Origin of the sequence: Aureimonas sp. SA4125 (assembly GCF_019973775.1) — a bacterium.
Classification (GTDB): domain Bacteria; phylum Pseudomonadota; class Alphaproteobacteria; order Rhizobiales; family Rhizobiaceae; genus Plantimonas.
Map to the genome: position 1 here is coordinate 1,064,372 of NZ_AP025032.1, position 18,700 is coordinate 1,083,071.

The window sequence follows — 18,700 nt, forward strand, 5'->3', positions numbered from 1 at the left end:
GACAGCCCATGACGACAGCGCCGACAGCCCATGAAGCGACCGACCACTCCGCCTCTCGAAGCCTCGTTCCGGGCTTTGCCAGCGGGCTGAGGGGCAACTGGATCGGGCTCGTGCCGTTCTTCGGCTTCAGCCTCCTGTTTCTCGTCCTGCCGATCCTCTACCTCGTCACCGGCGCTTTCCAGAACGCCGAGGGCTCGTTCACCCTCGACAACTTCGCGCAGCTGGCGACGCCCAACATCATGGCGGCCTATTCGCTGTCGATCCGGCTCAGCCTGTTCTCCGCGCTGCTGGGGACCGCGACCGGCGTTCTCCTCGGCTATGCCGTCATCCTCGGCGGGCTTCCGAGCTGGGTCCGGCCCGTCTTCATGACCTTCTCGGGCGTCGCGTCGAACTTCGCCGGCATTCCGCTGGCCTTCGCCTTCATCGCCACCCTCGGCCGCATCGGCCTCGTCACCGTGGTGCTGCGCGACGTCTTCGGCTTCAACCTCTACGGCGCCGGCTTCAACCTGTTTTCATTCTGGGGCGTCGCCCTGACCTATCTCTACTTCCAGATGCCGCTGATGCTTCTGATCGTCGCGCCGGCGCTCGACGGGCTGAAGAACGAATGGCGCGAGGCGGCGGAGATCCTCGGCGCCAACCGCCGGCAGTACTGGCGGATGGTGGCCCTTCCGGTGCTGACGCCCTCGATCCTCGGCTGCTTCCTCCTGCTCTTTGCCAATGCCTTCGGCACGCTGGCCACGGTCTACGCCCTGACAGGCTCGCGCTTCGCGGTCGTGCCGATCGTCCTTTTCCAGCAGATCCAGGGCAACGTTCTCTACAATCCCAACCTCGGCTACGCTCTGGCCGTCGGCATGGTTGTGATCATGGCGGTCTCGAACACCATCTATCTCGTGCTCCGCACGCGGGCCGAACGGTGGCAGAAGTGAAGAAGACCTTTCCGATCGTCTCGACCCTCATCGTCGTTCTCACGGCGTCCTTTTTCCTGATCCCGCTCTATGCGACCTTCCAGTTCTCGCTGCAGATGGTGCGCGGAGAGTGGAGCTTTGCGTCCTACCGTTCGGTGATCCAGAGCGACGTGTTCCTGGCGACGATCCAGTTCTCGACGATCGCCTCGCTCGCGGCCATCCTCCTCGGCGCGGCGGTGGTCGTGCCGACGGCCTACTGGGTGCGGCTGAAGCTGCCGAGATTGCGACCGGTCGTCGAATTCGTCAGCCTGATGCCGCTGATCATCCCGCCCGTGGTGCTGGTCTTCGGCTATATCCGCCTCTACGGTTCGGACTCGTTCCTGCCGCTCACCATGACCAGCCAGGGCACCAACGTCCTCCTCGTCGCCGGCTATGTCGTGCTGTCGCTTCCCTATATGTACCGGTCGGTGGACAACGGCATGGCGGCGATCGACATCAAGACGCTGACCGAGGCCGCCGAGAGCCTCGGTGCCTCCCGCCTTCGCACCATCACGGGCGTGATCTTTCCGAATGTCCGCTCGGCGATCGTTTCCGGCGCCTTTCTCACCTTCTCCATCTCGTTCGGCGAGTTCGTCCTGGCGAGCCTTCTCAACCGTCCCGCCTTCGGTCCCTATCTCGTCCAGATCGGCCAGGACCGGGCCTATGAGCCGGCGGCGCTCGCCATCATGTCCTTCGCGCTCATCTGGGCCTGCATGGTGCTGATGCAGGTCTTCGCCAGCCGAAAGCCCGGACGAAAGCTCGTTCCCCGTCTCGTCCCGAAGTCTGCAAGGATCGTCACTCCATGAGCTTTCTGAGGATCGATGCCGTCAGCAAGAGCTTCGGCACCAATACGGTGGTGCAGAAGTTCGACCTGACGATCGCCAAGGGCGAATTCGTCTCGCTGCTCGGCCCCTCCGGTTGCGGCAAGACGACGGTTCTGAGGATGATCGCGGGGTTCGAGACGCCGTCGTCCGGCTCGATCGTCATCGACGGCCAGGACGTCACCAACCAGCCGCCGAACCGACGCCGGATCGGCATGGTCTTCCAGGCCTATGCGCTGTTTCCGAACATGAACGTCTTCGGCAATGTCGCTTTCGGCCTGAAGATCGCGGGCATGCCGAAGGCGCAGATCGAGTCCCGCGTGGCCGAGATGCTGAAGCTGATCGGCCTCGAGCATCTTGCCGACCGCTATCCCTACCAGATGTCGGGCGGCCAGCAGCAGCGCGTGGCGCTCGCCCGTGCCCTCGCGCCGAAACCCCAGGTGCTGTTGCTCGACGAGCCGCTCTCCGCGCTCGACGCCAAGATCCGGACCTCGCTGCGCGAGGAAATCCGCCAGATCCAGCAGCAGCTCGGGATCACCACGATCTTCGTGACGCACGACCAGGAGGAGGCGCTGTCGATCTCCGATCGCATCGTCGTCATGAACGGCGGGCGCGCCGACCAGATCGGGACGCCCTTCGAGATCTACAACCGCCCGGCTTCGCGCTTCGTCGCCTCCTTCATCGGCACGCTGAGCCTTCTCGAAGGCCATGCGATCGGCGAAGGCCAGGTCGATGTCGCGGGCCAGGGGATCGCAGTGCCCGGCCATGGCGGCGCGCCGGGAACGCCGGTGACCGTGGCCTTGCGCCCCGAGGCGCTGTCGCTCGTTCCGACGCAGGAGAGGACCAACGTCCTGCGCGGCGAGATCGACTCCGTCCAGTTTCTCGGATCCGTCGTGCGCATGCGCGTGCGGCTCGGCGACAATGTGCTGTTGCTGGACGCCTTCAACAGCCCGGCAGCGCCGCCGCCGGTCCGGGGCGAAACCGTCAGCATGCATTTTGCGCCGGGCGACGGACAGATCCTCGACCAGCCCCAGGCGATCGCGGCCGAATAGCTCTGCCTCTGTCCGCAGGCCGGGCGGACGCTGTCGGCCCAGCGAACGGCATGGGCAAAGGTTGGCCGATGCGCGTGTTCGTCGGCTGATGAGCCGTGCGCTGGGCTGCCCCGGACTCAGCTTTTCGGCGCCGCGCGCTTGACCTTCGGACGCCATCGGACTAATCGAAGCCATCAACGAGCTTGAGGGCAATTGCCCCGCACCGCTGGTCCCCGGACGACACCGCCGTCCCATCCTCTTCAAATTCGGTAAATTTCAGCATTGAGCACGCCCAAGGATAACGACTTCGCCGAGCGCCGCAGCGCTGCCCTGCTGGCCAAGCAGGCGCTTCTGGAGAAGTTCAAGGCCAAGCCCGACGAGAACGACCCGGCGGTACAGGCGAAGATCGCCGAACGCGCCGCGCGCGCCGAGGCGCGCGAATTGCGTGCCGAAGAGAAGCGCGCCGAACTCGCCCGCAAGAAGGAGGAGGAGGCTGCGCGCCTCGCCGCCATCGAAGCGGAAAATGCCGCCGAGGAACTGGCCCGCAAGGCCGTCGCCGACGAGCGCGTCAACCGGGTCGTGGCCGACGAGGCCGAGCGCAAGGCCGCGCGCGACGCGAGATACGCCGCGCGCAAGCAGCGCAAGAAATAAGGTGGCGCCCGGCAGCGGGCGCGACACGGACTGACGGAATGGCCGGGATGCGTCGAGCGGGGAGCTCCGCGTCTCGGCCGATTTCGTTTTCGCGGCGGACCCCGTCGCCTCATCTGCCCTTCCGCTCCGACGAACGGTCAGGCCCCCTTGGACCGCCTTGCGGTCCCGCCCAGCCGGATCGCCGAAGAGCGTTCCGCTCCCTCGAAGGATTGACCCCGTGCCGTTCCGCCCGACCAGCCTGCCCCTCGAACGCGCTCTCGCCGAGCACGACTACACCGAACCGACACCGGTCCAGGACGCCGTCCTCGAGCCGGAAACCGCAGGCCGCGACCTGCTCGTCTCGGCTCAGACCGGATCCGGCAAGACGGTCGCCTACGGTCTCGCCATCGCCTCGACGCTGCTCGGCGATGCCGAGCGCCTCGGCCCCGCCGACCAGCCGCTCGCCCTCGTCGTCGCCCCGACGCGCGAACTGGCGCTGCAGGTGCACCGCGAACTCGAATGGCTCTACGCCCATGCCGGTGCGACGATCGTCACCTGCGTCGGCGGCATGGACCCGCGCGCCGAGCAGAAGAAGCTGAACGCCGGTGCCCATATCGTCGTCGGCACCCCCGGCCGCCTGCGTGACCATCTGGAGCGCGGCCGCCTGCGCATCGGCAACCTCAAGGCCGTCATCCTCGACGAGGCCGACGAGATGCTCGACCTCGGCTTCCGCGAGGACCTCGAATTCATCCTCGAGGCGACCCCGAAGGAGCGCCGCACGCTCCTCTTCTCGGCGACGCTGCCGAAGGCGATCACCGCGCTCGCCAAGCGCTACCAGCGCGACGCCATGCGCATCGAGGCCTCGCGCGGCGTCACCGGTCACGTCGATATCGAATACCGGGCCGTGCGCATAGCCCCGAACGAGGTCGAGCACGCCGTCGTCAACCTTCTGCGCTCGGCCGAATCGCCCAGCGCCATCGTCTTCTGCAACACCCGCGAAGCCGTCCGGCACCTTCATTCGGGCCTGCTCGAGCGCGGATTTTCGGCCGTCGCTCTGTCGGGCGAGCTCGGCCAGAACGAGCGTAACGCCGCCATGCAGGCGCTGCGCGACGGCCGCGCCCGCGTCTGCATCGCCACCGATGTCGCCTCGCGCGGCATCGACCTGCCCAATCTCGGCCTCGTCATCCATGCCGAATTGCCGAACGACGCGGAATCGCTGCAGCACCGGAGCGGGCGCACCGGCCGCGCCGGCCGCAAGGGCGTGTCCGTCCTGCTGGTTCCGATCTCGCGCCGCCGCAAGGCCGAGCGCCTGCTCGCCGAGGCCAACATCCATCCGACCTGGGGCGGCGCGCCGACCGCCGACGAGATCCGCAAGCTCGACGAGGAGCGACTGCTCTCCGACCCGATCCTGACGCAGGAATCGACCGAGGAGGACCAGGCTGTCGCCGCCGCGCTTCTCGCCAGGCACAGCGCCGAGGACCTTGCCGCCGCGCTCGCGCGCATCTACCGCTCGCGCCTGCCGGCGCCCGAGGATGTCTACGACCCCGGCTTTGCCCGCGACACCAAGCCGGCGAAGAACTATGCCGAGACCGGCGAACGCGGCACGCGGCGCGAGCGCGATGCGGTCGTGCGCGGCGCCGGCGGCGCCACCGTCTGGTTCCACATGGACATCGGCCGGCGCAACAATGCCGATCCGAAATGGCTGCTGCCGCTGATCTGCCGCCGCGGTTCGGTGACGCGCGACGACATCGGTGCCATCCGCATCTTCGACCGCGAGACCAAGTTCGAGATCGCCGAGGCGATGGCGGCGAAATTCTCGGCGAGCGCGCAGGGGATCGATGCCGACGACATCACCATCTCGCGCATGGCCGAAGGCGCCGACACGAGGCCCGCGCCCCGCACCGACTCCCCGCGCCCCCGCAAGCCCTACGCCGGCAAGTCCGGCTCGACCGAGAGCGCCGCGCGCCCCGGCGGCGACAAGGCCTATGCCAAGCCGCGCCGGCCGAAGAAGCCGTAACGGAGCGCGTTGCCCGGCAGGCCTTTCCATTCTAGCATGCCGAAATGGCATCGAGCGGGAGCCTGCCGTGCAGACGCGCGTGACGATCAGCATCGACTCCAAAGTCTATGACGGCCTGGTTCGGACCGTCGGTCTCGAGAGGATCGGGCAGTTCCTGGAGGATTTGGCCCGTCCGTTGGTGGTCGATGAGACGCTGGAGGGTGCCTATGCCGCGATGGCGGCCGATGCAGATCGAGAGCAACAGGCGCTCGTCTTTGCCGAGGCGCTGATCGCCGATGGCATCGAAGCGCCGCGGTGAAGTCTGGTGGGTAGACTTCGAAAATTCTGTCGGCGGCGAAATCCGAAAGACACGGCCTGCGGTGATCGTCAGCAATGATGCTGCCAATGGGGCGCTGAACCGCCTTCAGGTGATTCCTCTCACAAGCAATACCGGCCGCCTCTATCCAAGCGATGCCATCGATTCGATCGAGGGGCGCCAGAGCAAGGCTATGGCCGACCAGATCGCGACCGCGTCCATTGAAGTTGTTAGTAAAGGTGCTCTTCAGCTGAAGATGCTGGGTGCGTAGAACCGCTGAAGTGTGACGGGGGCAATGGTGCGGACTCGCGAACATAGGCGTCGTGTTGAGCGCTTCTTCGAAGGAGACGTGCGCCATCAGGATGTGGCCAAACTCTTTGCCTGGCTGCGGGAACGATCATTTGGCATCTCTTCAATCCGAGATATTGGCGATTTTTACGGACACTCCGAAGAAAAAGACAAGGGGATGGTAACCGAGGATATTCGCAACTTCCTGCAAACTTTGCGTTTCTGGTGCCAATTTCAGCTCACGCAAAGGCCTACCGATTTGCAGAATGCTCCACCGGATTTTCCAAAACTAGCGATGATCGGTCTTCGGCGGGTGAGCGATGACGTGATCCGGCGCGAAACTGGAAAGAAACGCAAGGTTGCGGAGCAGATCCTGAAGGACACCATCGCACAATTTGAACAAAACCCGGACGGCCGCCTGCGTCTGAGCGGTGGGCTTTTCCAGATCAAGAGCGCGTTTTGGTTTGCGCAATATCTCACATCACAACAAAACCAATCTTTAATGACGAAACTTTACACCGCGACTTTTTAACAGTTCTTGTAAAGAACGGTCGTGTCCGTCAACGTGGTGGAAATTGAGTGTAGCTGAAGCGGCTCCGTTTCAGGCGACTTCGGTGGAAATCTGTTCGGGTTTTGCAGTGTTGCCCATGGCCATGAGGTCGGCCATGGGTTCGGTCTGCATGTAGCGGTTCTGGATCTGCCATTCGTCGTTGGCCTCGAGAAGGACGGCGCCGATGAGCCGGATGATGGATCCCTCGTTCGGGAAGATTCCGACGACGTCGGCACGCCGCTTCACCTCCTTGTTCAGGCGCTCCAGGGAATTCGTCGAATGGATCCGGGTCCGGTGCTGACTGGGAAAATCCATGTGCGCCAGCACGTCGGTCTCGCTGTTGTCGATGAAGGCCCCGAGCTTTGGACACTTTCCCCGAAGCTGGTCGGCGACGTGGCGCAGCGCCTGGCTGGCGCTAGCACGATCGGGCTGGGCGAAGGCTTGGCGCAGCGCGGCCGCCGCCATGCTCTGCTGCGCCTTCGGGACATACGACAGGGCGTTGCGCATCCAATGCACCCGGCAGCGCTGCCAGGAGGCGCTGAACACCCGGCGAATGGCGGCTTTCAGCCCTTCGTGAGCATCCGAGATCACGAGCTTCACGCCGGACAGGCCGCGGCGCACGAGGCTCTTGAGGAAGCTCGACCAAAACGTCTCCGCTTCCGAGGGGCCGATGTGAAGGCCGACGATCTCGCGCTTGCCGTCCGTGTTCACGGCCACGGCGATTATGGCGGCGACCGAAACGATGCGTCCACCCTCGCGCTGCTTCAGGTAGGTCGCATCCAGCCAGAGGTAGGGCCAGTCGCCAGTGAGAGGACGGTCGAGGAAGCCGCCGACGCGTTCGTCGATGTCTTTGCACAGCTTCGATACGGTGCTCTTGCCGATCCCCGACAGCCCCATGGCCTGTACCAGATCGTCGACCCGCCGGGTGGAAACGCCGCTGATCCAAGCTTCCTGAATGACGGCAACCAAGGCCTTCTCCGAGAGCTTTCTCGGCTCCAGGAACGGCGGGAAGTAGCTGCCCTGCCGAAGCTTGGGTATCCGAAGCTGCAACGAGCCGAGCCGCGTGTCGAGCGAGCGGTCGCGGTAGCCATTGCGATAAGTCGCCCGTTCCTGCGTCCGTTCGTGGCGCCCGGCGCCGATCATGCCTTCAACGTCGACCTCCATAAGGAGCTGCATCACGCTCTCGGCTATCGTTCTCAGGAAATCGCCGTCCCCGGCTTTCGCAAAAAGCTCGGCAAGCGGTAGTCTGTCCTCGGTCATCGGGTTCTCCGGTCAGGTTGAAGTCTCGCAACTCCACCTTAGCCGCCCTATCCGGTGACCGCCTCAGCCACACCTTTCAATGTCGGAATTTCCACCACGAGCGCGGACACTACCTAAAGAACGATCTGGCGACGCGGGAAGAATGCAAGCGGCTGACGCCTATCAGAAATGCACTCGCACTATTTGCTATCGAGTGCATGCATATGACCACGATTGCGCTTGAAGATGGATGGTCCGCTCAGTTACGAGGCGGCATAGAGCATGATGGCATGCTCACCGTCAGAGCTTCTGCGCCAGTGGTAGATACATCTTCTGGAAAATCCATAATATTTGACTACCAAATAATGACTACTGCAATGCGTGCGGAGCAGTGGGCACCTGAAATATCCTCAAGTGACTGGGATTTTCCTATCGAGTTTATTGATGGCCCCAAACTGGCCCGCCTGTAGTTGAAAGTAAAATCTCCATATGCTCGGCCGCTCTAATCGCCGCCGACGACAGGTCTTGGCTTGAGCGTGGAAGCGAGATGGATGCGACAATCGAAGAGGCACTGACGATCAGTGGCGGCGATCCTCGGGCTGCCAACAAGACCCTGCTGGTGTTGACCGAGTTCTTGGAAGCAGAAAGCTGAGGGGAAGGCATGAAGCTAACGGGCATTTGGAAATGGATGGCAGTCGTCGCTCTCCTGGCGATCTTCGGGTAATTACCCACCCCCTTGTCACGGGCCGAATTCCCTGAATCCATGGACGGATGGATCGCGGTGATTTGCAGCGTCTGACGAAGGAAGAGTTGATCGATCTGGTGCTGAAGATTCAGCGTCCGGAGAAGACGTCACGCACATCCTCGAAGCCTCCGTCTAGTGACCGCAAGGAGCGCCGTGAGCAGGCAAGACCTGGCGGCGCCAAGCCCGGTCACGAAGGCCACAGCCGAGCGATGGGTGAGGATTTCGATCGGCTCGTCGATCACCGTCCCGAGCAATGCTCCTGCTGCCAGGCAGCCCTGGCCGATAGCCTTCCCGCGGAGATCGGCGGCACGTACGAGACGGTCGATCTGCCGGAGATCAAGCCGTTCGTGACGCGTCATCGCCGGCTTTCGGTTTGTTGTCCTTCCTGCGGCACGCTTGTCTCAGCGGGATTGCCCGATGCGGCAAGGGGGACGCCGTTCGGGCCGCGGCTGCATGCGGTGGCGACCTATCTTAAGACCTTCCAGGCCCTGTCCTATGAACGGCTTCAGAAAGCTCTGGCCGATCTCTTCGGCTTGCAGATCAGCCAGGGCGGGCTGATGAACATGCTGCGCCGGGCGCAGGGCACCTTCGTCGCCGACCGCGATCTCGCCATTGCCGCCCTGCGCCGCTCCAAGGTGGTGGCCTCGGACGAGACCGGCGTTCGCATCGAAGGCAGCAACGCCTTCCAATGGGTGTTTCGCTGCGATGACGCAGTCGTCCATCGTGCCGCTCCGACCCGTGGTGCCATCGTGGTCAGGACCCTGATGGACGGGCACCGGCCAAAGGTCTGGTGTTCCGATCGCTACTCTGCCCAGCAGGGACATGCCGACGCCCATCAGACCTGTCTGGCTCATCTGGCCCGCGACGTCGCCTACGCCGAACAGGCGGGCGAGGATCTGCTGCCGTCGCGGCTGCGGATCTGGCTGTCCAAGGCTTTCGCTTTGGCCAGCGGCATCACGACCTTCGCCGCATCGACCATCGTCGCCAAGCGCCGTGCACTGGAGCGAAGTCTTTCCGAGATCCTCGCCGCACCGACCTCCTGCCCTTTCGCTCGAGTGGTCCAGCACAAGTTCAGGCGAGCGCGCGACCAGCTCCTGACCTTCACTCTCTGGACCGGGATGGTCGAGGCCACCAACAACGGCTGCGAGCGCGCCCTGCGACCGGCCGTGATCCAGCGCAAGGTCACCAACGGCTATCGATCCATGTGGGCCGCCGAAGGCGAAGCTGACATCCGAACCGTCGTCGATACCGCCCGGCTGCGCCAAGGGGGCAACGTCTTCAACACAATTCTCGAGACGGTAGGCGCCTGACATTCTACGGAATGCGGGGGTGGGTAATTACATCTTCGGCCCATACATTCTTCAGCAGTTGGACTTCAACGGCCTCGGCGGCGCGATCTGAAGTGGATCGCATCGCCCGGCAGATTATTCGCACACCGGCGAAGACCCTTGTAGGGATGCTGGTCGAGCTTCGCGTCAACACCGCAACGGCGGTGAAAGCCGATCACATGATCGACGTTCTCGCGAAGGATCTCAGGGCGATGAGACGGAGGGGTATCGCATGAGCGTTCCCCACTCCTGCCGCGGGTCGGACTGCTCCCCATCAAACCCGCCAAGGCTCGTCTGACGGTCGGGCTTCGGCGCCAAGCGCCTTGAAACGCGTTACGTTGACAAGCCTATTTGGCTGGTCCACCTTCCCTTATGTAAGGCGATCACAATTGCCGTTCAATCATCATATCAAGCAAATCAAAACCAATAAAGGAGTACAATTGTGGCATTCTACGGTAACGATGACCCCAACAATCTTTTTAATCTTGCAGATTTCACAGTCTATAGTGGAAACGGTGATGATGCAATTGGAAGAAATAATGGAAATTTAGAAGCATACGGAGGAAATGGAATTGCTTATCCCCTTTGCTCAGGTGACCACCAGATATAGCTGAAGCCTAGGCTAGCCGATGGCGGGGCCGGAGGCCTCCGCGGAAGGGAATCGATCGAGCTGCTGGAGTAGGAGAGACCATCGGCGACGGCGCGTCGCGCACAGATCCGCTTCCCGGCCTGCGGTCCACAGAAACTGCTCGGATTCATGTCGCTGGATGTCGGAACCCGAGCCCGTGCCTCGGTCAGTGGGCCGCGACTTTCGGCTCAGGCACCACTTTTGGATAGCGCGCCTCGATCGCGGCCACTGTTGGCCGGGCGACATATCGATAACGGCCGGACAGGCGCGCATCACCCTCCCGGCGCAGGGCAAGGGCTGGCCGTTTCGGTTGGCGACGCTCGTATCGCTTATCGGTCTCGGTGCGGATCTGCGCGAGTGCCTCGATGATGGGGATGCGCATTTCGCGTGCCAGTTCCCTCGCCATCTTCATCCGAAGGGGAGAGGTCATCTTGAAGATCTGGGCTTGATGCTGCCTTCGCCATTCCGAGGTATCGCCCACGATGTCCCGGTAGGTGGTGCGTGGCAGCGCCTGGCCGATACCGAGGATGCGCTCCATCGTGGTCTGGAACGAGCGACGTCGGTTCCAGCGGAATACGAACTCGTTGAGGTAAGCGTCGACGTGCTTCTCCCGGAAGCCGTGGAACGTGCCCAGCGACCAGCGTTTCAAATTGGAGAAGGCGCGGTGGATGCGCTCCATGGCGATATGGCCAGGCGGTGCATTGTCCTTGCTCAGGTTTTTCAAGATATGCCCGCGATCCGGAATGCCGACGTAGGAACTGCTTCCGTCGGTGACCATCGTGCATCCCTTCGCCGTGTTCGCCAGCACGAAGGGAACCATGAACTCGCGCCGGTCCTCGGCGATCTTGGCGAGCCGCAGCCGTCCGGACTTCCTGCCATCGCGATGCTCGACCGCACCGATGACGAAGACCTTGCCGACCGTGCTTTTTCCCTGCCCGCCGTCCGGGCTCTCCGTCCTCTTGCGATGGGGAAAGCTCGTTTCGTCGATCTCGACCTTGCCCTCGAGCGGCGACCGACCGGGGTCGACCATTGCGCGTCGGAGCTTATGGAGCAGTAGCCAGGCGGTCTTGTACGACCCGACCCCGATCTTGGGCTGGAGCTGGAGGGCGGAGATCGAGTTGGAGTGGGTTGCCACGAGGTAGGCCGCGATGAACCATGTGCGCAGCGGCAGGTGCGTGCCGTGCATCACCGTCTTGGCGATTACCGAAGTCTGCTTGCGACAGCCGGGGTTCTCGCCCTTTCCTGAGCATTGGAAGACCCAGGGGCGGGATTCCAACTTCCATCCCTTCTGCGAGGCACAATGCGGGCACCGGAACCCGTTCGGCCAACGCTTTCGGGCAAGGTGGTCGGCGCAAGCGTAGTCGTCTGGGAACGTGGCCATAAACCGCTCGAGCGACGGCGGCTTGTCTTTCTTCCAGCGCGTGGGGAACAGGGCCTCGGACATCCAGACGAGATAGGGGACAGGGCCCCCGCCGTCACGCGGCTTCGCTAGGTATGGTTACCGCCTGAGCGAAGGGGATAAGCAATAAATGGAAATGATACTCTATTTCTTTACAACAATTTTTATATGGATGCCTGGGGAGGCAATGGCAACGATTGGATTTTCGTATCAGGAAGCTCGGCTTCTAACTTTTTATATGGAGAACAAGGCAACGATGTTATTTCTGGAGGGGCCGGATCTGACTACATTGAGGGTGGGCAAGGTTCAGACTCACTAGATGGTGGCGGTGGTAATGACACCATTTACGGTGGCGATGGCAATGACACTAACAGCGTCACCATCAACGCTGGAGGTTTTTATCTTACCTCATCGACCGGCGGTCTGCGCGGTGGTGCTGGCGACGACTATCTCGATGGCGGGCGTGGCAACGACCTCTTGGACGGCGGGGCCGACAACGACGTTCTCCTTGGCGGCGAGGGCGACGACTCGATTTTTGGTGGCTCAGGAAACGATTTCGCCGATGGTGGCCGCGGCAACGACTACTTCGTCCTCGGCGCCGGCAATGATGCGGCAACGGGTGGCGAGGGCAATGACCAGATATCCGGCAACGAAGGGAACGACACCATCAAGGCTGGAGATGGCAATGACGCCGTCACGGGCGGGCTGAACAACGACGTTCTCTCCGGCGAGGAAGGCAACGACACCATCTATGGCGACGACGGCAATCCCGGCGTCGGCGGGAACGACGCGATCGACGGAGGCCATGGCGACGACGTCCTTCTCGGCAATGGTGGCGACGATGTCATGTACGGGGGTACGGGCAACGACTATCTCCAGGGTGACGACGGCAGCGATACGCTGAAGGCCGAATCCGGCTACGACTACATGATGGGCGGCGCCGGTGCCGACTCCTTCCTCTTCGACACGACCGGGTTCCAACAGGACGCCATCTACGACTTCACGAATGGCGTCGATCGCCTGGTCATCTCGCGCGGTGTCTTTGCGACCTTTGCCGATGTTCAGGCCGGGACAAGCCAGCAGGGTGCGAACACCTTCATCAATGCTGGCAACGGCGATATCATCGTGCTCGCCAACTTCAGCGCAGCCAATATCGATGCGTCCGACTTCATTCTGTTCTAGACGAAGAGCACAACTTAAGTGCATCGGGGTGAAAATAGATTTCGCACATTAAAGGCATCGGGCGAAATATATTTTCGCCCGATGCCTTGCCGCTTATAGATATGATGTATTTAGTCGTCCGTGAACGATCTCTGACTGTTTGATCCCCCCACGGTTTTTCGTATTCGGCAAGTATCCGATTTTGCAAGAAAGCTGGGGTTTGAGCCTGGATTTCTTGCGATTTCGGATTCCCTTTTTCGGCGGTTCATGGTCCGATTCTCCAGGCGATCAGCGGAGGCAGGGACGATGTCCAAACCGCGGGATGGGCGTCATCGGGACCTGTTCCTGCCGGCGCTGTGCGAGATCATCGACATGGGGCACCCGCTGGTGCGGCTTGCCCAGGAGATCGACTGGTCCTTTGTCGAGAGGCGCTTTGGCGCGGTGCATCATGCCGGCGTCGGCCAGCCGCCGCTGCCGGTCCGGCTGATGGCAGGGCTTTTGATCCTCAAGCACATGCACTCTTTGTCCGACGAGGCGCTGTGCGCGCGCTGGGTGGAAAACCCGTACTTCCAGTTCTTCTGCGGCGAGGAGACCTTCCGCCACAGGCTGAGCTTTGATCGCTCGTCGCTGACGCACTGGCGTCAGCGGCTCGGCGAGGAGCGGCTTTCGGCACTCTTGCAGGAGAGCCTGTCGGTCGCCCACCGCAGCGGGGCGATCGAGGGCAAGGATCTCGAGCGCGTCGTCGTCGACACGACCGTGCAGGAAAAGGCGATCGCCCATCCGACCGATGCCAGGCTGCTGCACCGGGCGATCGTCAAGCTGGGGGCGCTGGCCCGAAAGAACGGCCTTGCCCTGCGCCAGAGCTATGTCCGGCTTGCCAAGCGGGCGGCGATCATGGTCGGGCGCTATCGTCATGCCAAGCAGTTCAAGCGGGCCAACCGGCAGCTCAAATTCCTGCGCACACGGCTCGGCCGCCTGATGCGCGACATCCGCCGCAAAACCGCCGGAAACGCCGGCCTGGAAGAGCGCTTCGCCGGGCTCTTGTCGCTGTCGATGCGGCTCCTGCACCAGAAGCACCGCCAGCGCGGGCCGAAGGTCTATTCGCTGCATGCGCCCGAGGTCGAATGCATCGGCAAGGGCAAGGCGCACAAGCCCTACGAGTTCGGCTGCAAGGTCTCCGTCGCCACCCCGGCCACCAAGCCCAGGGGCGGCCAGTTCGTCCTCCATGCCAAGGCCCTGCACGGCAATCCGTTCGACGGCCACACCCTCGGCCCTGTCGTCGCCGAGATGGAGAGCATCACCGGCGTCGAGGTCAAGCGCATCCATGTCGACCGCGGCTATCGCGGCCACAATCACCCCAACCGCCTGCGCATCTTCGTCACCGGCCAGGTCCGCCACACCACAAGGGCGATCAAGCGCGAGATGCAGCGCCGCGCCGCCGTCGAGCCCGTCATCGGCCATCTCAAGGCCGACCATCGAATGGACCGCAACCCCCTCAAAGGCACCGAAGGCGACCGGAGCAACGCCGTCCTCGCCGCCGCCGGCTACAACTTCCACCTTCTCCTGCGCTGGTTCGCAGCCATTTGGCGTGCCTTCATCCAGACGCTCTTCATCGGCCCCGCCATACCCGCCGCGGATAAAGAAAAACCCCGATTGCGATTGCAAACGGGCATCGCCCACGATGATGCTCAGATGAATGGGTAGTCAAACTTCACGGGCGACCGCGTCCAAGCTGCGATTGAGGTCCCGGCTTGGACTCCTGACCGATACCGACATGACAGCGATCGAAACGGCGCTGAGGGTACAACTGGGGCTACGATCGTAGCGTCGAACTGATGGCAGCCGGTCGCTACCGGTTCCTGCGTCGCTGAACTCGCTCCGAAATCAGAACATAGGCCCATGCAGCCGAGGCAATCGAGATCGGCAGGATAACGAAGGCAAACAGCTCGGTCGGTGTCATGGGACCAGTCCTCAGCAACCGTCTCGCACTCCAATGTAGTGCAATCGCCGCGCCAAGCCAAATCGATGTGCCGATGACGAGCGTTGAAAGGCCGACGCTACTGTTGCCCACATTGTAGAACGTGGCTGCAACAGGCGCGATGACGCCGACGGTCAGGCACGCGGTCGACGCCCGGTCGAATGCCTGAGCCGTCAGCTTCGTCTGCTCGTTGCGAACCAGCGTCATTTACCCTCCGTTTAAGCCCGCTCCTTCGTCGTCGAGAACACCACATTCGGATAGTTCTTCTGCGCGTAGGAGAGCTCCCAGGAATTGCGCGCCAGAAACACCGGACGGTCGCCGCGGTCCTTGGCGAGGTCGCCCTGGTTGGCCTTGACGAAGCGGTCGAGCTCGGCGGGATCCTCGGCGTCGACCCAGCGGGCGGTATCGAAGGCCGACATTTCCAGCGCCACCTCGACACCGTATTCGCTCTGGAGGCGCGAGACCAGCACTTCGAGCTGCAGCGCCCCGACGACGCCGACGAGCCAGGCCGCGCCGATCACCGGCCGGAAGACCTGCACGACGCCTTCCTCGGCCAGATCGTTCAGCGCCTTGGCGAGCTGCTTGGTCTTCATCGAATCGGGCAGGCGCACGCGGCGGATGAGCTCGGGCGCAAAGCTCGGAATGCCGGTGACCGTGTAGCTGGACCCCTCCGTCAGCGTGTCGCCGACCGACAGTGTGCCGTGATTGGGGATGCCGACGATGTCGCCGGCCACCGCCTCGTCGGCGATCGCCCGGTCCCGGGCGAAGAAGAACATCGGGCTCGTCACCTTCATGTCCTTGGCGGTGCGCACGTTGCGGAGCTTCATCCCGCGCTTGAAAACGCCGGAGGTGAGACGCACGAAGGCGATGCGGTCGCGGTGGTTGGGGTCCATGTTGGCCTGGACCTTCAGCACGAAGCCGGTGACCTCCGGCATGGCCGGGGCGATCGGTGCCGGCAGCGCCGGCTGCGGCAGCGGCGAGGGGGCGAAGCGGCAGATCGCCTCCAGGAGATCGCGCACGCCGACCTCGCGCATCGCCGAGCCGAAGATGACCGGCGTCATATGGCCCTCGCGATAGGAGTCGAGGTCGAAGGCCGGCAGCGACATGCGGGCGATCTCGAGCCCCTCGATCGACGGGCCGAAGACGGGATCGGCGCGCAGGCCCGCATCGTCGATGAAGGCCTGCAGACCCGGATGCTCCGAGCGCGCCTTGGTGTTGCGCGTCAGCGTCACCGGCCCGTCCTCGTTCAGCGTGACGATGCCGCGGAAATCCGTGCCCATGCCCATCGGCCAGGTGATCGGCGCGACGTCCAGCGCCAGCGCCGACATGATCTCGTCGAGGATCTCCAGGGGGTCGCGCCCCTCGCGGTCGATCTTGTTGACGAAGGTGATGATCGGGATGTCGCGGAGACGGCAGACCTCGAACAGTTTTCGCGTCTGCGCCTCGATGCCCTTGGCCGCGTCGATCACCATGATCGCCGAATCGACCGCGGTCAGCGTGCGGTAGGTATCCTCGGAAAAGTCGGCATGGCCGGGCGTGTCGAGGAGGTTGAGGACCAGGCCGTCATATTCGAAGGTCATCACCGAGGAGGTGATGGAGATGCCGCGCTTCTGCTCGATGTCCATCCAGTCCGAACGGGTGCGCCGGCGCTCGCCGCGCTCCTTCACCTGGCCGGCGAGGCGGATCGCGCCGCTCTCGAACAGGAGCTTTTCCGTCAGCGTCGTCTTGCCGGCGTCGGGATGCGAGATGATCGCGAAGGTGCGCCGGCGGGTATGGCCGGAATCGATGTCGAACAGGCCGTCGTCGATCCGGTCCATCTCGCCGGACGGGGCTGCAGTCTCGGGGCGCGTGTCCATGGTCGTTTCCGTTTGTTCGCTGCCGGTCCGCTGGCGGCCTCCGCGAGGGGCGCTGCTGCGGGGAAGGGCGGCCGACGATCGGCAGCCCCCGCGGGCGGCCCCCTTATCGGGAACATGGCGGCGAAGCGCAACAGGCGGCAGGGTTTTCCTTGAGGGCAGCGCAAGCGGGCGACAGCCCTAGGGCGTGAAAAAATAGTTCGTCAGGTGGAAGAAGATCGGCGCGGCGTAGCTGACCGAGTCCATCCGGTCGAGCGCGCCGCCATGGCCCTCGATCATCGTGCCCCAGTCCTTGGCGCCCATCGAGCGCTTGATCGCCGAGAGGACAAGGCCGCCGCAGAAGCCGGCGACGACGATGGCCAGCGCCATGCCGCCTGCCTGCAGCGGCGAGAAGGGCGTGATCCAGAACAGCGCCGCGCCGATCAGCGTGGCCGAGAGGCCGCCGCCGACGAGGCCCTCCCAGGTCTTCGACGGGCTGACGATGGGCGCGACCTTCGTCTTCCCGAAGAGTTTTCCGAAGACGTATTGCAGGACGTCGGAGAGCTGGACCACGGTGATAAGGAAGAACAGGAGGAGAAAGTTCTGCCCCTCGAAGCCGGGGATGCGCAGCATCAGCAGCGCCGGGGCGTGGCTGATGCAGTAGACCGTCAGCATCAATGCCCACTGGATCTTCGCCGTGCGCTGCAGGAAATTCTGCGTCTCGCCGCGCAGCACGGAAAGGACCGGCAGGAGGAGGAAGGCGTAGACCGGGATCGCCATCGAGAACAGCGAGATCCAGTCGATATAGACCAGCCAGTATTGCAGCGGGATGAAGAGGTAGAAGGCGACGGCGACGGCGCGGTGGTCGGCTGGCCGCGTCGGCGTGAGGGTGACGAACTCGCGCAGGCAGTAGAAGGAGGTCAGCGCGAAGAGGACGATCGTCACCGGCTTGCCGAAGGCGAAGGCCAGCGCGAAGATCGCCACCATGCCCCACCAGGCCTTGGTGCGGGCGTTGAGATTGTCGACGGTCGCCCGCCCGCTCTCGCTTGTCACGCGCCGCTTCAGGACGGCGCCGGTGATCGAGCCGGCGAGGAGGATCGCGACGACGCCGCCGAAGAGGATCAGCATGGTCCTATCCACGGGATGCCCTCCGTCTGCCCGGCATGCGCATATCGGTCGAAACGCTCATGCGGCAGGCCCCGCGAGGGCGGCGACGGCGCCCCGCGCGCGTTCGAGAAAAACCGCCTTGTCCTCGTCCGCCTCGATCCGGATCGGCGCGCCGAAGCGCACATTGCAGCTGATCGGCGCCGGCAGATAGGCGCCCTTCGGGAAGGCGCGCGAGAGGTTGTCGAGATAGACCGGCACGAGCTCGACCTGGGGGAAGGCGAGGCCGAGATGGTAGAGTCCGGCCTTGAAGGGCCCGGGCAGCGGCTCGTCGCCGCGGGTGCCTTCGGGAAAGATGATGATCGACTGCCCCTCACTGAGGACGCCGACGACCGGCGCCAGCGGGTCGGCATCGGGAGCCGCGCGCTTGCGGTCGATGAGGACGCAGTTGAGGAGGGTCAGCGCGATGTGGCGGCGCAGCGCCGTCTTGCCCCAGTAGTCGGCGGCGGCAACGGGATGCGTCTCGGCGCGCAGGCGCGGCGGCAGGGCGGCCCAGAGCACGATCGTGTCGAGATGGCTGCCATGATTGGCGAAATAGATGCGCTGCGCCAGCGTCGGCGCGCAGCCCGTCCAGCGCGCATGGCCGCCGATGACGAAGCGGGTGAGGGCGGTGAGGCCCGCCCGGAGCAGCGAGCGCTGCATCATCGCCG

General features: G+C 63.7%; 19 protein-coding genes and 1 pseudogene. 14 read left to right on the forward strand and 6 right to left on the reverse strand.

The window, feature by feature from the left end; all coding sequences use genetic code 11:
- Nucleotides 1-8 precede the first annotated feature (8 nt).
- The 8 genes from Sa4125_RS04870 to Sa4125_RS04905 all read left to right on the forward strand — a co-directional run bounded on the left by Sa4125_RS04870 (nt 9) and on the right by Sa4125_RS04905 (nt 6,558).
- A complete protein-coding gene (locus tag Sa4125_RS04870) occupies nt 9-926 on the forward strand; it encodes an ABC transporter permease subunit (RefSeq protein ID WP_224004256.1) in 918 nt (305 codons plus the stop codon).
- Nucleotides 914-1,750 (forward strand): ABC transporter permease subunit, encoded by an 837-nt coding sequence (locus tag Sa4125_RS04875; protein WP_224004260.1) that lies wholly within the window; start codon nt 914-916, stop codon nt 1,748-1,750. Before Sa4125_RS04870 ends, Sa4125_RS04875 begins: the two co-directional genes overlap by 13 nt.
- Complete coding sequence (locus Sa4125_RS04880) at nt 1,747-2,817, forward strand: ABC transporter ATP-binding protein (RefSeq protein ID WP_224004263.1); 1,071 nt, start codon at nt 1,747-1,749, stop codon at nt 2,815-2,817. The genes Sa4125_RS04875 and Sa4125_RS04880 overlap by 4 nt, the downstream gene beginning before the upstream one ends.
- Nucleotides 2,818-3,078: 261 nt before the next feature.
- On the forward strand, nt 3,079-3,447 hold the full coding sequence (locus Sa4125_RS04885) for a DUF6481 family protein (protein ID WP_224004266.1): 369 nt from the start codon (nt 3,079-3,081) through the stop codon (nt 3,445-3,447).
- Between the two features lie 217 nt (nt 3,448-3,664).
- Nucleotides 3,665-5,443 carry a DEAD/DEAH box helicase gene (locus Sa4125_RS04890; protein ID WP_224004269.1) on the forward strand — a complete coding sequence of 593 codons (1,779 nt, stop codon included), beginning with the start codon at nt 3,665-3,667 and terminating at the stop codon, nt 5,441-5,443.
- 67 nt (nt 5,444-5,510) lie between these two features.
- The gene (locus Sa4125_RS04895; RefSeq protein ID WP_224004272.1) at nt 5,511-5,741 is read left to right on the forward strand and encodes a hypothetical protein; all 231 of its coding nucleotides are present in this window, start codon (nt 5,511-5,513) and stop codon (nt 5,739-5,741) included.
- A complete protein-coding gene (locus tag Sa4125_RS04900; protein ID WP_224004275.1) occupies nt 5,719-6,009 on the forward strand; it encodes a type II toxin-antitoxin system PemK/MazF family toxin in 291 nt (96 codons plus the stop codon). Before Sa4125_RS04895 ends, Sa4125_RS04900 begins: the two co-directional genes overlap by 23 nt.
- Before the next feature lie 78 nt (nt 6,010-6,087).
- The gene (locus tag Sa4125_RS04905) at nt 6,088-6,558 is read left to right on the forward strand and encodes a hypothetical protein (RefSeq protein WP_224004278.1); all 471 of its coding nucleotides are present in this window, start codon (nt 6,088-6,090) and stop codon (nt 6,556-6,558) included.
- A gap of 69 nt (nt 6,559-6,627) precedes the next feature.
- Here the strand turns inward: Sa4125_RS04905 and Sa4125_RS04910 are convergent, their stop codons facing one another.
- Nucleotides 6,628-7,836 carry an IS256 family transposase gene (locus Sa4125_RS04910; protein WP_223998301.1) on the reverse strand — a complete coding sequence of 403 codons (1,209 nt, stop codon included), beginning with the start codon at nt 7,834-7,836 and terminating at the stop codon, nt 6,628-6,630.
- A gap of 203 nt (nt 7,837-8,039) precedes the next feature.
- On the opposite strand from Sa4125_RS04910, the gene Sa4125_RS04915 reads away from it, so the two are divergent.
- The 4 genes from Sa4125_RS04915 to Sa4125_RS04930 all read left to right on the forward strand — a co-directional run bounded on the left by Sa4125_RS04915 (nt 8,040) and on the right by Sa4125_RS04930 (nt 10,498).
- Entirely contained in the window at nt 8,040-8,285 is a 246-nt protein-coding gene (locus tag Sa4125_RS04915) for a hypothetical protein (RefSeq protein ID WP_224004281.1), read from the forward strand.
- A 301-nt stretch (nt 8,286-8,586) separates the two neighbouring features.
- Nucleotides 8,587-9,870, forward strand: a complete 1,284-nt coding sequence (locus Sa4125_RS04920) for an IS66 family transposase (protein ID WP_223998294.1) — start codon at nt 8,587-8,589, stop codon at nt 9,868-9,870.
- A gap of 92 nt (nt 9,871-9,962) precedes the next feature.
- Nucleotides 9,963-10,124, forward strand: a complete 162-nt coding sequence (locus Sa4125_RS04925; protein ID WP_224004284.1) for a hypothetical protein — start codon at nt 9,963-9,965, stop codon at nt 10,122-10,124.
- 206 nt (nt 10,125-10,330) lie between these two features.
- Complete coding sequence (locus tag Sa4125_RS04930) at nt 10,331-10,498, forward strand: hypothetical protein (RefSeq protein ID WP_224004287.1); 168 nt, start codon at nt 10,331-10,333, stop codon at nt 10,496-10,498.
- Between the two features lie 496 nt (nt 10,499-10,994).
- Here the strand turns inward: Sa4125_RS04930 and Sa4125_RS04935 are convergent.
- Nucleotides 10,995-11,897: pseudogene (locus Sa4125_RS04935) on the reverse strand (IS1595 family transposase); the annotation flags it as partial.
- Between the two features lie 186 nt (nt 11,898-12,083).
- Here Sa4125_RS04935 and Sa4125_RS04940 point away from each other — a divergent pair.
- Together Sa4125_RS04940 and Sa4125_RS04945 are read left to right on the forward strand one after the other, a co-directional pair.
- The gene (locus tag Sa4125_RS04940; RefSeq protein ID WP_224004290.1) at nt 12,084-13,097 is read left to right on the forward strand and encodes a calcium-binding protein; all 1,014 of its coding nucleotides are present in this window, start codon (nt 12,084-12,086) and stop codon (nt 13,095-13,097) included.
- Nucleotides 13,098-13,382: 285 nt separating this feature from the next.
- The gene (locus tag Sa4125_RS04945; protein WP_224004293.1) at nt 13,383-14,780 is read left to right on the forward strand and encodes an IS5 family transposase; all 1,398 of its coding nucleotides are present in this window, start codon (nt 13,383-13,385) and stop codon (nt 14,778-14,780) included.
- Between the two features lie 145 nt (nt 14,781-14,925).
- On the opposite strand, the gene Sa4125_RS04950 is transcribed toward Sa4125_RS04945, so the two are convergent.
- From Sa4125_RS04950 to Sa4125_RS04965, 4 genes are all read right to left on the reverse strand, one after another.
- Entirely contained in the window at nt 14,926-15,261 is a 336-nt protein-coding gene (locus Sa4125_RS04950) for a hypothetical protein (RefSeq protein WP_224004295.1), read from the reverse strand.
- 11 nt (nt 15,262-15,272) lie between these two features.
- Nucleotides 15,273-16,871 (reverse strand): peptide chain release factor 3, encoded by a 1,599-nt coding sequence (locus Sa4125_RS04955; protein WP_224007542.1) that lies wholly within the window; start codon nt 16,869-16,871, stop codon nt 15,273-15,275.
- 216 nt (nt 16,872-17,087) lie between these two features.
- A complete protein-coding gene (locus tag Sa4125_RS04960; protein ID WP_224007544.1) occupies nt 17,088-18,014 on the reverse strand; it encodes a phosphatidate cytidylyltransferase in 927 nt (308 codons plus the stop codon).
- A gap of 57 nt (nt 18,015-18,071) precedes the next feature.
- Entirely contained in the window at nt 18,072-18,695 is a 624-nt protein-coding gene (locus Sa4125_RS04965; RefSeq protein ID WP_224004297.1) for a lysophospholipid acyltransferase family protein, read from the reverse strand.
- Between the last annotated feature and the right edge of the window lie 5 nt (nt 18,696-18,700).

Bases quoted from the DNA above. Each gene is read 5' to 3' on its own strand.
- Sa4125_RS04945 (WP_224004293.1), top strand. From the start codon at position 13,383: ATGTCCAAACCGCGGGATGGGCGTCATCGGGACCTGTTCCTGCCGGCG.
- Sa4125_RS04870 (WP_224004256.1), top strand. From the start codon at position 9: ATGACGACAGCGCCGACAGCCCATGAAGCGACCGACCACTCCGCCTCT.
- Sa4125_RS04950 (WP_224004295.1), bottom strand. From the start codon at position 15,261: ATGACGCTGGTTCGCAACGAGCAGACGAAGCTGACGGCTCAGGCATTC.
- Sa4125_RS04920 (WP_223998294.1), top strand. From the start codon at position 8,587: ATGGATCGCGGTGATTTGCAGCGTCTGACGAAGGAAGAGTTGATCGAT.
- Sa4125_RS04880 (WP_224004263.1), top strand. From the start codon at position 1,747: ATGAGCTTTCTGAGGATCGATGCCGTCAGCAAGAGCTTCGGCACCAAT.
- Sa4125_RS04955 (WP_224007542.1), bottom strand. From the start codon at position 16,871: ATGGACCGGATCGACGACGGCCTGTTCGACATCGATTCCGGCCATACC.
- Sa4125_RS04915 (WP_224004281.1), top strand. From the start codon at position 8,040: ATGACCACGATTGCGCTTGAAGATGGATGGTCCGCTCAGTTACGAGGC.
- Sa4125_RS04960 (WP_224007544.1), bottom strand. From the start codon at position 18,014: ATGCTGATCCTCTTCGGCGGCGTCGTCGCGATCCTCCTCGCCGGCTCG.
- Sa4125_RS04965 (WP_224004297.1), bottom strand. From the start codon at position 18,695: ATGATGCAGCGCTCGCTGCTCCGGGCGGGCCTCACCGCCCTCACCCGC.
- Sa4125_RS04940 (WP_224004290.1), top strand. From the start codon at position 12,084: ATGGATGCCTGGGGAGGCAATGGCAACGATTGGATTTTCGTATCAGGA.
- Sa4125_RS04900 (WP_224004275.1), top strand. From the start codon at position 5,719: ATGGCATCGAAGCGCCGCGGTGAAGTCTGGTGGGTAGACTTCGAAAAT.
- Sa4125_RS04910 (WP_223998301.1), bottom strand. From the start codon at position 7,836: ATGACCGAGGACAGACTACCGCTTGCCGAGCTTTTTGCGAAAGCCGGG.